Raw genomic sequence first — 12,880 nt, 5'->3', positions numbered from 1 at the left:
ACCCCCGGCAGTGAACGCATGGCACGCTAGGAGCACCGCGAGAGGGGTGGACAGTGCGACGTTGGCATGGCCTCGACGACGTGCCCGGTGAATGGGGCAGGTCCGTCGTCACCATCGGCGTTTTCGACGGTGTGCACCGTGGGCACCAGCGGCTCGTCGACCGGACCGCCGAGCTCGCACGTGAGCTGGGGCTGCCCACCGTAGTGATCACTTTCGACCCGCATCCGGACGAGGTCGTACGGCCCGGCACCCATCCGCCGCTGCTGTGCACGCCGAAGCGGCGTGCCGCGCTCCTCGCGGGGCTCGGCGCCGACGCGGTGATGGTGCTGCCCTTCACCCTCGAGCTGTCCCAGATGGGGCCGGACGAGTTCGTCCAGTCGGTGCTCGTCGATCGGCTGCACGCCGCCCGTGTCGTGGTCGGTGAGGACTTTCGCTTCGGCCACCGGGCCAAGGGCGATGTCGCCCTGCTCAAGGAGCTCGGCGGCAAGTACGACTTCGAGGCCGAGGGAGTGCCGCTCGTGGCCGACGGGCAGCCGATCTCCTCCACACTGGTCCGCGAGCGCCTGGCCGGCGGCGACGTCGAGGGCGCCGCGCGGCTGCTCGGCCGTCCCCACCGCGTCGAGGGCGTGGTCGTACGCGGCGCACAGCGCGGCCGTGACCTCGGCTTCCCGACGGCGAACCTCGAGAGCCTGCCGCACACCGCCATCCCACGGGACGGCGTGTACGCGGGCTACCTCAACTGCGACGACTACGGGCGCACCCACGACGACCGCTCGGCGGGCCATCCGGACGCCCGGTGGCCGGCGGCGATCTCCATCGGCGTCAACCCCACCTTCGAGGGGAGCGAGCGCACCGTCGAGGCGTACGCCCTGGACCGTGACGACCTCGACCTGTACGGCGCGCACGTGAGCGTCGACTTCACCGCCCGGCTCCGTGACACCCTCAAGTTCGACTCGGTCGACGCCCTCGTGGAGCAGATGCGCCACGACGTCGACCGGGCGCGCGAACTCACCCGGGAGTGACCTGACCTGGGCCCCTCCGGGGAGGGGAACACTCCACCGGGACAGGGCGTTCAAGTCATTGGCGGGGTTTCCGGTTTGACGTGGTACCGTGACTTGCCGCTGGGAAGTGACCGGCAGTAGTCGGCTGCCCGCGCAGGGCGTGATGACTCGTCGAGCCATCCCCCCTTCCACTCGGATGACTGTGGGTACGCATGGTTTCCGGGTGTTTTTCTCGCTACCGCGTACCCGCTAGTTGAAAAGGAGTGCCGTGTCGCTCGACACCGCCGCCAAGAAGAAGATCATGGACGAGTACGCCACGACCGAAGGCGACACTGGGTCGCCCGAGGTGCAGGTGGCGATGCTCACCAAGCGCATCAACGAGCTCACTGAGCACCTCAAGATCCACAAGCACGACCACCACAGCCGTCGTGGTCTGCTGCTCATGGTGGGCCGCAGGCGTCGACTTCTGCAGTACCTGCAGAAGAAGGACATCGCTCGATACCGCCAGCTGATCGAGCGTCTCGGCCTCCGCCGATAGCGCGCAGAGGGAGCGGCATCCGCCGCTCCCTCTCTTCGTATAACTGCAAGAGTCCGCTACCGCCGCCCCTGGGTGCGTCGGGGGCCGGTCCTCGGTAGTGGCCATCGGAACAGGGCGATCCGACGGCTTCGATCGAAGACCGGCACCTCTCCACAGAGCGCTGCACCCCCGGGAACCGTATGCGGACACCACCGAATTCAAGGAGGGTCCACATCGTGGAAGGTGTGAAGGTCGCCGAAGCCGTCATCGACAATGGCGCTTTCGGTCAACGCACGATCAGATTCGAAACCGGGCGACTCGCCCGGCAGGCAGCCGGGTCCGCCGTCGTCTATCTCGACGACGACACCATGGTCCTGTCCGCGACCACCGCGTCGAAGAAGCCGAAGGACAACCTCGACTTCTTCCCCCTGACGGTCGACGTCGAGGAGCGGATGTACGCCGCAGGGCGCATCCCCGGCTCGTTCTTCCGTCGTGAGGGCCGGCCCAGCGAGGACGCGATCCTCACCTGCCGGCTGATCGACCGTCCGCTGCGTCCTTCGTTCAAGAAGGGCCTGCGCAACGAGATCCAGGTCGTCGAGACGATCCTGGCGCTCAACCCCGACCACCTGTACGACGTCGTCGCGATCAACGCCGCGTCGATGTCCACGCAGATCGCCGGTCTGCCGTTCTCCGGCCCGATCGGCGGCGTCCGCGTCGCCCTGATCGAGGGCCAGTGGGTCGGCTTCCCGACCCACACCGAGCTGGAGCGCGCGACCTTCGACATGGTCGTGGCCGGCCGGGTGCTCGAGGACGGCGACGTCGCGATCATGATGGTCGAGGCCGAGTCGACGCCCCGCACGCTCACCCTGGTCGCCGACGGTGCCGCGGCACCGACCGAGGACTCGGTGGCCGAGGGCCTCGAGGCCGCCAAGCCGTTCATCAAGGTGCTCTGCCAGGCGCAGAGCCAGCTGGCCGCGCAGTCCTCCAAGGAGACGGCCGACTACCCGATCTTCCTGGACTACCAGGACGACGTGTTCGCCGCCGTCGAGGCCGCCGTACGCTCCGAGCTGGCCCAGGCGCTGACCATCGCGGGCAAGCAGGAGCGCGAGAGCGAGCTCGACCGGGTCAAGGCGCTCGCCGCCGAGAAGGTCGGGCCCGACTTCGAGGAGCGCGAGAAGGAGATCAGCGCGGCGTTCCGCGCGCTGACCAAGAAGCTCGTGCGCGAGCGGGTCATCTCCGAAAAGGTCCGCATCGACGGCCGTGGCGTCAAGGACATCCGCCAGCTGACCGCCGAGGTCGGCGTGGTGCCGCGGGTGCACGGTTCGGCGCTGTTCGAGCGTGGCGAGACCCAGATCATGGGTGTCACGACGCTGAACATGCTCCGCATGGAGCAGATGATCGACACGCTCAACCCCGAGCGCACCAAGCGCTACATGCACAACTACAACTTCCCGCCGTACTCCACCGGTGAGACCGGCCGCGTCGGTTCGCCGAAGCGCCGCGAGATCGGCCACGGAGCGCTCGCCGAGCGCGCGCTGCTGCCGGTGCTGCCCACGCGCGAGGAGTTCCCGTACGCCATCCGGCAGGTGTCGGAGGCCCTGAGCTCCAACGGCTCCACCTCGATGGGCTCGGTCTGCGCCAGCACGATGTCGCTCCTGGCCGCGGGTGTGCCGCTGAAGCAGATGGTGGCCGGCATCGCCATGGGTCTGATCAACGAGGGCGAGGACTACGTCACGCTGACGGACATCCTCGGCGCCGAGGACGCCTTCGGCGACATGGACTTCAAGGTCGCCGGCACCCGTGACGTCATCACGGCCCTGCAGCTCGACACCAAGCTCGACGGCATTCCCGCCGGCGTGCTGGCCGCCGCGCTCAAGCAGGCCAAGGGCGCACGGCTCGCGATCCTGGACGTCATGCAGGAGGCCATCGAGGCCCCCGGCGAGATGAGCCCGAACGCCCCGCGGATCATCACGATCAAGGTCCCGGTCGACAAGATCGGCGAGGTCATCGGCCCCAAGGGCAAGATGATCAACTCGATCCAGGACGACACGGGCGCCGAGATCACCATCGAGGACGACGGCACGATCTACGTCGGCGCCACCGACGGCCCGTCGGCCGAGGCCGCGCGGCAGGCGATCAACTCGATCGCCAACCCGCACATGCCCGAGGTCGGCGAGCGCTACCTCGGCACGGTCGTCAAGACCACGACGTTCGGTGCCTTCGTCTCGCTGCTGCCCGGCAAGGACGGTCTGCTGCACGTCTCGCAGATCCGCAAGCTGCACGGCGGCGCCCGGATCGAGAACATCGACGACGTCATCAAGGTCGGCGAGAAGGTCCAGGTCGAGGTCACCGAGATCGACTCCCGCGGCAAGCTGTCGCTGGTGCCGGTCGACGTGGTCGAGCGCGAGGCCGCCGAGGGCGGCTCCGGCGCGCCGGAGGCCTCCTCCGAGGGCGACGGACAGCCCGAAGAGCGGCGCAACGGTGAGGGCGGTGGCGAACGCCCCCGTCGCAGGCGTACGCGCAGTGGCGGCGGCCGTGACGACCGCGGCGGCGACCGCAACTCATGACGGTCACCGCTCGAGAGCAGGAACCCGGCTCGACGTACACCGTCCACCCCGGCGCCGACGGCGCCGGGGTGGTGCGGCGCACCGTCCTGCCGGGCGGCTTGCGCATCGTCACCGAGACGATGCCGACCGTACGCTCGGTGGCCTTCGGCATCTGGGCGGGCGTCGGGTCGCGTGACGAGTCGCATCAGGAGGCCGGTGCCTCCCACTTCCTGGAGCACCTGCTGTTCAAGGGCACGCCCAAGCGCACCGCCCTGGAGATGTCCTCGCTGATGGACGCGGTCGGCGGTGAGATGAACGCCTTCACCGCCAAGGAGTACACCTGCTACTACGCGCGGGTGCTCGACTCCGACCTGCCGCTCGCCATCGACGTCGTCTCCGACATGGTGACGGCGTCCCTGATCGAGAGCCAGGACGTCGAGGCGGAGCGCGGGGTGATCCTCGAAGAGATCGCCATGCACGACGACGACCCCACCGACGCCGTCCACGACGAGTTCGCGGCCGCGCTGTTCGGCGACGCGCCTCTCGGCCGGCCGATCCTCGGCACGGTCGAGTCGATCAGCAGCCTCGGCCAGGAGCGCATCGCGGGCTACTACCGTGACCGCTACGTCGCCCCCAACCTGGTCGTGGCCGCCGCGGGCAACCTCGACCACGACGAGGTCGTACGCCTGGTCGCGGCGGCGTTCGAGGCGAGCCTGGGTGACGCCGGCCGGCCGCCGAACACCCCGCGGATCGAGGGTGCGGGCGCCGAGGTCAACCCGGGAGTCCGCTCGCTCGACCGGCCGACGGAGCAGGCCAACCTGATCCTCGGCACGATCGGCATCACCCGCACCGACGAGCGGCGGTTCGCCCTCGGCGTGCTCAACGCGGCCCTGGGCGGCGGGATGTCATCCCGGCTGTTCCAGGAGATCCGCGAAAAGCGCGGGCTGGCGTACTCCGTCTACAGCTACAACTCCCAGTACGCCGACACGGGCACGTTCGGTGTCTATGCCGGCTGCCTGCCCGCCAAGGTCGACGAGGTCCTGGCGATCTGCCGGGACGAGGTCGCCAAGGTGGCCGGCGGCGGCATCACCGCCGACGAGCTCGAACGCGGCAAGGGCCAGCTCCGGGGCTCGTTCGTCCTGGGCCTGGAGGACACCGGGTCGAGGATGAGCCGCATCGGCAAGAGCGAGCTGGTCTACGACAGCCTGCTGTCGGTCGACGACATTCTCGCCCGCATCGAGGCGGTCACGCTCGACGACGTCCGCGCGATCGGCGAGGAGGTGCTCGGCCGGCCGATGACGCTGAGCGTCATCGGTCCTTTCGAGGGCCGCGACTTCTCGCTGTGACGCCGTGATCCGGCCCGCACGGTTGGGGGACCGTGCGGGCCTTCGGCGTCTCCCGGGGCCGCTGTCCTGGCCCGCGCCGCCGCTTCGCGATGGACGGAGACGGGCTCCCGGCACCCCGCGATAGGCTCGGCGCTGCGCCGGGACGAGCGGGAGGAAATCATGATCAAGGTCGGGGTACTGGGTGCGCGCGGGCGCGTCGGTGCGGAGCTGTGCCGGGCCGTGGAGGCCGCGGAGGACCTGGAGCTCGTCGCCGCCGTCGACGTGGGCGACTCGCGGGAGCCGCTGTCGTCGGCCCAGGTCGCCATCGACTTCACCCACCCCGACGCCGTGATGGACAACCTGCGCTGGTGCGTCGAGCACGGTGTGCACACGGTGGTGGGGACGACCGGCTTCGACGCGCAGAAGCTGGAGACCGTACGCGGCTGGCTCGCCGCGCACTCCGGCGTCAACTCCCTGATCGCTCCCAACTTCGCCGTCGGCGCGGTGCTCATGATGCACTTCGCGCAGAAGGCCGCTCCGTTCTTCGACTCCGTCGAGATCGTCGAGCTGCACCACCCGAACAAGGCCGACGCTCCCAGCGGCACCGCCCGCCGCACCGCCGAACTCGCCAACGCCGCGCGTGAGAAGGCCGGAGTCGGCCGTTCGCCGGACGCGACCACGACGGGCCTGGACGGGGCTCGCGGGGCCGATGTGGACGGTGTCCGTGTGCATGCCGTGCGTCTGGCGGGGCTGATCGCCCACCAGGAGGTCCTGCTCGGCGGCCACGGCGAGACGCTGACGATCCGCCACGACTCCCTGAGCCGCGAGTCGTTCAGCCCCGGCGTGCTGCTCGGCGTCCGCCGGGTCGGCGAGCTCCCCGGCCTCACCGTCGGCCTGGAGTCCCTGCTGGGCCTCGACTGACCCGTCCGTGCGGCTTCGGCCGTGGCTCGGGAGCCGCGGGCCCGCCCGCCGGCGGGAGTCAGCCGCTGAGGCGGGAGACCAGGTCCGCGATCAGGTCGTGCACCGACTCTCCGGAGCCGTACTGGAGATACCGCCTGACCTTGCCGAACGTGTTGACACGCGACCCCAGCCCGAGCCCGGCCCGCATGTGCAGCGGGCCGGATCTGCCGGGCTGCCCGTACCACCACATCGCCTCGCGGGTGTGACGGCGCAGGACCTCACCCGCGTACGCGCCGGCCAGCACGACCAGGTCGCCGTCGGTGAAGTCCTCGTCCCGGTCGCCGGGGGAGAGGCCGTGTACGCGCCGGCATTCCTCCAGCGCGTCGTCGAGCAGCACGAGCGACTCGATCGAGCCGTCGAGCCCGTTGTCGGCGGCGAACCGCCCGGCGTTCGCCGCCTGGAGTGAGTCGATGTCCGGCGCGCCGTCGTGCAGGTTCGGGTACCGCGCCGGGCGCCCGGCCGCCGGCCGCGGCCCGGCCTTACCGGCGATCATCGCCGCGATGCCCCGCTCGCCGAGGAACTCCAGCACGCTGGAGGGCGGCTCGCCACTGCTGTGCAGCAGGACCGTCGAGCGATGTCCCTCACCCCCGATCCGCTCCGCGTGCGCGAGAACCCCGGCGAGCTTGACCAGGAGCTGTACGTACTCGAGCGCCTCGCGCTCCGGCGGCCAGTCGTCGGACAGGATCCAGAGGCCCTGGTCACCACCGGCCTCTCCCGTTACGAGGTCGACGTCGTCAAGGTCCGCGAGTCCCAAGGGGTGAACTCCGTAAGGGGGGAAGTGTCGCTGGGGTCAGCATTGTCCCGCTCTCGCGGATCTCCGCGCACCGCGACCCGCCGTCACACGGCGAACACCCGAAACGGTTTCGCGTCCACCGACCGTGCTGGACCCCGCGAGAGCCCGGCACCGGCCGGCCCACCCCGCCTGGTCCGCCCGCCTGGTCCGCCCGGTCCGCAGGCCGGCCCACGTCAGACGATATACTTCTTAGACAGAAGTATTCTCCTTCAGTAGGAAAAGGATGATGGTCCTCAGTCACGGAGGCCCGGCCGGATGACGCGGCTGCTGATCGAGCCGCCGCGGCCGCAGGCCGTACGGGAGCACCGGAACGCCCCCTGGTTCGCGGTGGGTTCGGTGTGCGTGGGGGCGTTCATGGGGCAGCTGGACGCCAGCATCGTCACGCTCGCCTTTCCCGCGTTGCAGCGGGAGTTCCACGCCTCCCTCGCCGCCGCGCAGTGGGTGTCGCTGGGCTACCTGCTGGCGCTCGTCGGGCTCCTCGCCGGTGCCGGACGCCTGGCGGACGCGGCCGGGCGCAAGCTCGTCTACCTCTATGGCTTCGTCGTCTTCACGGTCGCCTCGGCGGCGTGCGGGTTCGCGCCCTCGCTCGGGCTGCTGGTGGCGTTCCGGGTGGTGCAGGCGGCCGGGGCGGCGATGTTGCAGGCCAACAGCGTGGCCCTCGTGGTGACCAGTGTGCCCAGGTCGCGGATGCGGGCCGGGCTGGGCATGCAGGCCGCCGCCCAGGCACTCGGGCTCGCGCTCGGGCCCACCGTCGGTGGCCTCCTGGTCGGCTCGGCGGGGTGGCGCTGGGTGTTCTGGGTGAACGTCCCCGTCGGATGCGCCGCCCTCGTCGTCGGGCGCTACCTCCTTCCCCGTACGCGTGAGCGCGCGGCGGCGGCGAGGTTCGACTGGCAGGGGCTGGTCCTGCTCGCCACCGCGAGCACCGCGTTGCTCCTCGCGATCTCCGGGGCCTCCGGCCTCGGCCTGCCCCTCTGGGCGATGATCACGCTCGCGGCCGCGGCGGTGACCGCGACGGTGGCGCTCCGCGCACGGGAGCGGCGGGCGACCGCCCCGCTGATCGACCTGTCCCTGCTGCGTACGCGCGCGGTATCGGCCGGGCTGGCCGGGGCGATGTGCGGCTACCTCGTGCTGTTCGGGCCGCTGGCGCTCATCCCGCAGATCCTCACGGCCAGGGGAACCGGCGCGACGTACGCGGGGCTCGTGCTCACCGCGCTGCCCGCGGGGTTCGCGCTGGCCGCGCTCGCCGCCGACCGGGTACTGCCGGACCGGTTCGGCAACCGGCACCGCTGCCTGCTCGGCGGCGCGGTCGCCGCAATCTCGGCGGGCGCCCTCGTCCTGGGCCAGGCCGGACTCGGCGTGACCGCGGTCCTGCTGGCGCTGCTCGGCATGGGACTCGGCCTGTTCATCCCCGCCAACAACACCGCGATCATGGCCGCCATCCCGAGCCGGCTGTCGGCCACCGCGGGCGGCATGGTGAACATGACACGGGGCGCCGGCACCGCTCTCGGCATCGCCATGGTGACGCTGGCCCTGCACACCACCACGAGCGTTCCGGCGGGCGCGCGGCTCGCCTTCGCCGCACTGGCCGTGGTCGCCGTCCTGGCGACCGCGACCGGTACGACGGCGCGAGCCTCCGAGACGTGACGGAGCCGGAAGGGGCCTTCGCGGCCTTCCGGCTCCGTCGTCACGCGCCGGCCGTGGAGGCGACGAAGCCGGCGACGGCGCGTGCGAACACGTCCGGCTCCTCGAGGTGCCCGAAGTGGCCGCTGTCCTCCAGCACGACCAGCTCGGAGCTGGGAATCCCCTCGTGGAGCTCGTCGGCCCAGCGGGGACCGCAGATGAAGTCGTGCCGCCCGACGATCACGAGGGTGGGCGTCATGACCGAGCCGAGCAGTTCCCGGTCGTCGATGAGAACCGGCTCCATACGCTCGTCGAACCCGGAGATGTACGTCCCGCGCACCGCGGTACGGGCCGCGGCGAACTCCTCCTCACGGCCCCAGTAGTCGGCGAAGTACGCGGGGAACAGGCGCTGGACCACCGCGGTCATCGCCTCGTCATCGGAGATCGTGGGGACCGACCTCCAGGCGTCGAGCACGTCCGGTAGCCCGTGAGCGTCCGCGTGCGCGGCGGCGAACCCCTCCATCCTGGCCGCGGCGTCGGCGAACTGCTCGGGTCCGGTCAGCGGCGCGCTGTCGTACAGGATGATCCCGGCGAGCCGGTCGGCGTACTTCAGGGCGTAGTGCTGCGTGACGAAGCCGCCGTGGGAGTGGCCCAGAAGATGAACCCGTCGAACACCGAGGTGGGCGATCAGCCGGTCCAGGGCCTGGGCGTAGCGCTCTCGCGTGTAGCCGTGGGGGTGGGACGCCAGCCGGCCCGACTCACCCGTTCCGATCGGCTCCACGTAGACCATGGTCAGGTGCTGCTCGACGGCGGGCATCCTCAGGTAGTCCCACCAGATTCCGGGGCCGCCCGGGTGGGCCAGGCACACGGGCCCGGTGCCGCTGACGTGGTAGCGCAGGGCGACGCCGCCGACCTCGACGGTGTGCGCGCCCGTGGACAGCGGCGTTGCAGGTACAGGACCCATCGGGGGTCTCCGATCTCGCTCGGTGTGCTTGACACCGGCAAGATGCGCGGCGGCGGAGCGAGTTCGACTCCTCGGCCGTGACGCTCGTCACACACCGCTCATGGGGTGGAACAGCCGCAGCCGCCGTACCCGGCCCTCCCGCAGGTCCATGAGCCAGGCCACGCTCGGGGGACAGTGCTCAGGATCGTCCGGCGGGTTGATCAGGTCCATCTCCCAGATGACGATGTCGCGGCTCGCGACCGCCTGGACGAACCGCTGGTGGACGCCTGCCTCGAGGTCACCGTTCATCCCCGCGACCGCGCGCTGGGGCCCGCCGCGTTCGCCCTGTCCGCCGACGAGCTCGAAGCGCGGCGACCAACGCTCGGCCGCGACCTCGGCCATGGCGCCGCGTTCGGCGGCCGCCAGGGTCTCGACCGCCTCACGGGCCGACGCCGCGGTCAGCGCGGCGGCGTCGTCATGGGCCAGCGTCGCGGTCGCGAGCAGAGCCTCGGCCAGCTTGGCCCGCGCCTGGCTGAGCCGGCTCCGTACCGTGCCCACGGGCACTTCACAGGCGGCCGCGATCTGTTCGTAGGAGGTGATCTCGCTGAAATGACGCAGCATGACGGCCGTACGGAGCGGCGGGGACAGCTCTTCGATCGCGTGCCAGACCCAGTCACGCAGCGCGTGCTCGTCCACGATCTGTTCGGGAGTCGGCGCCTTCGAGGCGAAGTCCCCGGTGAACGGCACCATGGCCGGCGCCCGAAGCCGCATGCGGCACGTGTTGCGCACGATCATCCGCAGCCAGGGCCCGACGGCGGCCGGGTCGCGAACGCCGCCGATCCGGCGCAGCGCGACCAGTGCCGCGTCCTGCAGCGCGTCGTCCACGTCCGGTACGTGACCCAGGAGGCTCAGCGCCACCGCGCGCATCCCCGCCCGATGCCGGGCCAGCAGGAGCCCGAGCGCCCCGGGCTCACCGGACTGCGCCCGGCGCGTCAGCTCGCTGTCCGAGGGCGACGCGGACGACACGGTTTGCTCACTCCTCGCTGGGGGCGCCCGCCGGGACGCGCTGCAGGCGGTGTCGAACGAGGTTATGACGGCTCGCGGCGGATGACCAGCCGCGGACCGTTAGCCTTACCGGTGATCGATGTGTGTTCTGAGGATGGAGATTCATGAGTCGCCGGACGGGCCTGATCCTCGACTTCGGCGGGGTGCTGACGACCAGCGTGGCGGCGTGTGCCCTCGCGTTCGAACGCCGCAGCGGCCTGGCCGAGGGCGCCCTGCTCACCGCGCTCGCAATCGACCCCCGTGGACTCGCGCTGTACGAGGACCTCGAGCGCGGTGCGATCTCGCAGGCCGAGTGGAACACGGGCACCGGCGACATCATCGGCATCGACGGCACGGACCTGCTCGGCCGGATGCTGGCGGACCTGCATCCCGAACCCCGCGTCATCGAGGCGGCACGTGCCGCACGCGCCGCCGGCGTCAAGGTGGGGATCCTGTCCAACTCGCTGGGCATGGAGCCGCACAACCCCTACGACGGCTACGAGCTCGACCGGCACTACGACGCGGTCCTGCTCTCGGAGCACTACCGGATGCGCAAGCCCGATCCGGCGATCTACCAGATCATGCTCGACCTGATGGAGCTGCCGGCCGAGGCGTGCGTCTTCGTCGACGACACCGCGCACAACCTGCCGCCCGCCGAAGAACTCGGCATCACCACGATCCTCGCCGCGGACCCGGCCGAGACGGTCGCGCGAATCCATACCGCGCTCGAACTCCCCCTGACCTGACGCCCCGGTCACGGCGGCACGCCCGGCCGGGCCTGGGCGGCACACTTATCCCCCCGATTAGGGGGACAATCAGCCGTATGGCCCCTGCCAACCGACCATCCGATCCGGGTGAGAGCCCGTCGGCGGCCACCGGTGTGCTTCTCGCCGACACCGTCGCGCGTCTGCGCCGTGCGATGCGCCGCGCAGCGCGCGCCGCGGATCCGGGCAACCCGCTCTCCGTCGCGCAGCTGGAGGTGCTGGCGTGCGTGGCCGATCAGCCCGGTATCCGTCCCGGGCGGCTCGCCCGGCAGCTCATGCTCGCCGCCAACTCCGTCACCACGCTCGTCAACGCCCTCAACGCGCGCGGGCTCATCGTCCGTACCCACGCCACCGACGACGCGCGCGCGGTCGCGCTCACCCTCACGTCTGAGGGGCAGCTGGCCGTGGAGGGCTGGAAGACGACCAACACCGCGATCCTCCAGGCCGCCCTCGGCACGCTCGGCGAGCGCCACCAGGCCGCCCTCGCCGAGGCGCTGCCCGGCCTGCGGCGACTGGCCGAGGCGGTCGACACACTCGCCGAGGCGCCGGACGTCAGGCGGGCATGAAGCCGTATTTGCGCAGGATGGACGCTGCGGTGGGGGAGCGGAGCCAGGTCACGAAGTCCTTCGCGGCCGAGCCGTGTTTGCTCTGGCGTACCGCCGCGGCGAAGTAGGTCGCGGTGACGTTCTGCTGGACGGGGATGGCCACGCTCATCGCGGAGACCCCTGCCGAGCGCATGTCGGTCACGTACACGATGCCCGCGTCCGCCACGCCCGTACGCACCCTCGTGAGCACCGTACGCGCGTCGGCCTCCTCCGACTTCGGCCGTACGGTGACTCCCGCCTTGGCGAGCACCTCCATCGCGTAGCGTCCCACCGGCACCGTCGGGCCGCCCAGCACCACCCGCAGCCGAGGATCGGCCAGGTCGGCCAGTCCACGGATCCGGTGCGGGTTGTCCGGCGCGACCGCGATCGTCATCGAGCCGTGCGCGAACGCCAGGTTGTTCGTCACGTGCTCGGCGGCGATGTTCATGGACACGTCGTCGGCGGTGGCCAGTACGTCGGCCTGTTCCCGGTCCGCCACGTCTCCGGCGACCTCCTGCGACCCGGCGAACTCGAACTGCACGGAGGTCACATGCCGGTTCGCGGACCGGTACGCGGTGCCCAGCTCGCCGAAAGCATCGGTGAGCGACGAGGCGGCCAGCACCCTGAGAGTGAACCGCTCGTCGCCGGACGCGATGCCGCACCCCGCCAGGGCAAGGGCCACCGCGACGAACGCGGCAAGGCGGGAGAAATATGGCATGCGCGCGATCTTAGGGTGATCCGGCGATTATGATCATCCGCCGCGCCGCCGGCGCGTCACGCGTC

General features: G+C 70.9%; 12 protein-coding genes. 8 read left to right on the top strand and 4 right to left on the bottom strand.

Translation table 11 applies throughout. From position 1 onward, the window contains the following. Nucleotides 1–53: 53 nt before the first annotated feature. From FB559_RS02830 to dapB, 5 genes are all read left to right on the top strand, one after another. The gene (locus FB559_RS02830; protein WP_141952934.1) at nt 54–1,022 is read left to right on the top strand and encodes a bifunctional riboflavin kinase/FAD synthetase; all 969 of its coding nucleotides are present in this window, start codon (nt 54–56) and stop codon (nt 1,020–1,022) included. Nucleotides 1,023–1,269: 247 nt separating this feature from the next. Further along, nucleotides 1,270–1,539: a 30S ribosomal protein S15 gene (rpsO, locus tag FB559_RS02825; protein WP_141952932.1), complete on the top strand. Its 270-nt coding sequence runs from the start codon at nt 1,270–1,272 to the stop codon at nt 1,537–1,539. Between the two features lie 215 nt (nt 1,540–1,754). Beyond that, the gene (locus FB559_RS02820; RefSeq protein WP_141952929.1) at nt 1,755–4,085 is read left to right on the top strand and encodes a polyribonucleotide nucleotidyltransferase; all 2,331 of its coding nucleotides are present in this window, start codon (nt 1,755–1,757) and stop codon (nt 4,083–4,085) included. After that, complete coding sequence (locus FB559_RS02815; RefSeq protein ID WP_141952927.1) at nt 4,082–5,410, top strand: M16 family metallopeptidase; 1,329 nt, start codon at nt 4,082–4,084, stop codon at nt 5,408–5,410. Before FB559_RS02820 ends, FB559_RS02815 begins: the two co-directional genes overlap by 4 nt. A 159-nt stretch (nt 5,411–5,569) precedes the next feature. Continuing rightward, nucleotides 5,570–6,310 (top strand): 4-hydroxy-tetrahydrodipicolinate reductase, encoded by a 741-nt coding sequence (gene dapB / locus FB559_RS02810; protein ID WP_141952925.1) that lies wholly within the window; start codon nt 5,570–5,572, stop codon nt 6,308–6,310. 58 nt (nt 6,311–6,368) lie between these two features. Here the strand turns inward: dapB and FB559_RS02805 are convergent, their stop codons facing one another. Further along, the gene (locus FB559_RS02805; protein ID WP_141952922.1) at nt 6,369–7,103 is read right to left on the bottom strand and encodes a hypothetical protein; all 735 of its coding nucleotides are present in this window, start codon (nt 7,101–7,103) and stop codon (nt 6,369–6,371) included. A gap of 294 nt (nt 7,104–7,397) precedes the next feature. On the opposite strand from FB559_RS02805, the gene FB559_RS02800 reads away from it, so the two are divergent. Beyond that, complete coding sequence (locus FB559_RS02800; RefSeq protein WP_141952920.1) at nt 7,398–8,786, top strand: MFS transporter; 1,389 nt, start codon at nt 7,398–7,400, stop codon at nt 8,784–8,786. 40 nt (nt 8,787–8,826) lie between these two features. On the opposite strand, the gene FB559_RS02795 is transcribed toward FB559_RS02800, so the two are convergent. Next, entirely contained in the window at nt 8,827–9,726 is a 900-nt protein-coding gene (locus FB559_RS02795) for an alpha/beta fold hydrolase (RefSeq protein WP_141952918.1), read from the bottom strand. An 87-nt stretch (nt 9,727–9,813) separates the two neighbouring features. Next, nucleotides 9,814–10,731, bottom strand: a complete 918-nt coding sequence (locus FB559_RS02790) for an RNA polymerase sigma factor (protein ID WP_221639869.1) — start codon at nt 10,729–10,731, stop codon at nt 9,814–9,816. 143 nt (nt 10,732–10,874) lie between these two features. Between FB559_RS02790 and FB559_RS02785 the strand changes: the two genes are divergently transcribed. Beyond that, entirely contained in the window at nt 10,875–11,495 is a 621-nt protein-coding gene (locus FB559_RS02785) for an HAD-IA family hydrolase (protein ID WP_141952913.1), read from the top strand. A 77-nt stretch (nt 11,496–11,572) separates the two neighbouring features. Further along, nucleotides 11,573–12,079: a MarR family winged helix-turn-helix transcriptional regulator gene (locus FB559_RS02780; protein ID WP_141952911.1), complete on the top strand. Its 507-nt coding sequence runs from the start codon at nt 11,573–11,575 to the stop codon at nt 12,077–12,079. Here FB559_RS02780 and modA read toward each other — a convergent pair. Continuing rightward, nucleotides 12,066–12,815: a molybdate ABC transporter substrate-binding protein gene (gene modA / locus FB559_RS02775; RefSeq protein WP_141952909.1), complete on the bottom strand. Its 750-nt coding sequence runs from the start codon at nt 12,813–12,815 to the stop codon at nt 12,066–12,068. The genes FB559_RS02780 and modA overlap by 14 nt on opposite strands. Between the last annotated feature and the right edge of the window lie 65 nt (nt 12,816–12,880).

The sequence above is a fragment of the Actinoallomurus bryophytorum genome (assembly GCF_006716425.1).
In the GTDB taxonomy this organism is placed as follows: domain Bacteria; phylum Actinomycetota; class Actinomycetes; order Streptosporangiales; family Streptosporangiaceae; genus Actinoallomurus; species Actinoallomurus bryophytorum.
The sequence above is the reverse complement of the archived record's forward strand: the minus strand, read 5'-3'. Positions and strand labels throughout refer to the sequence as shown.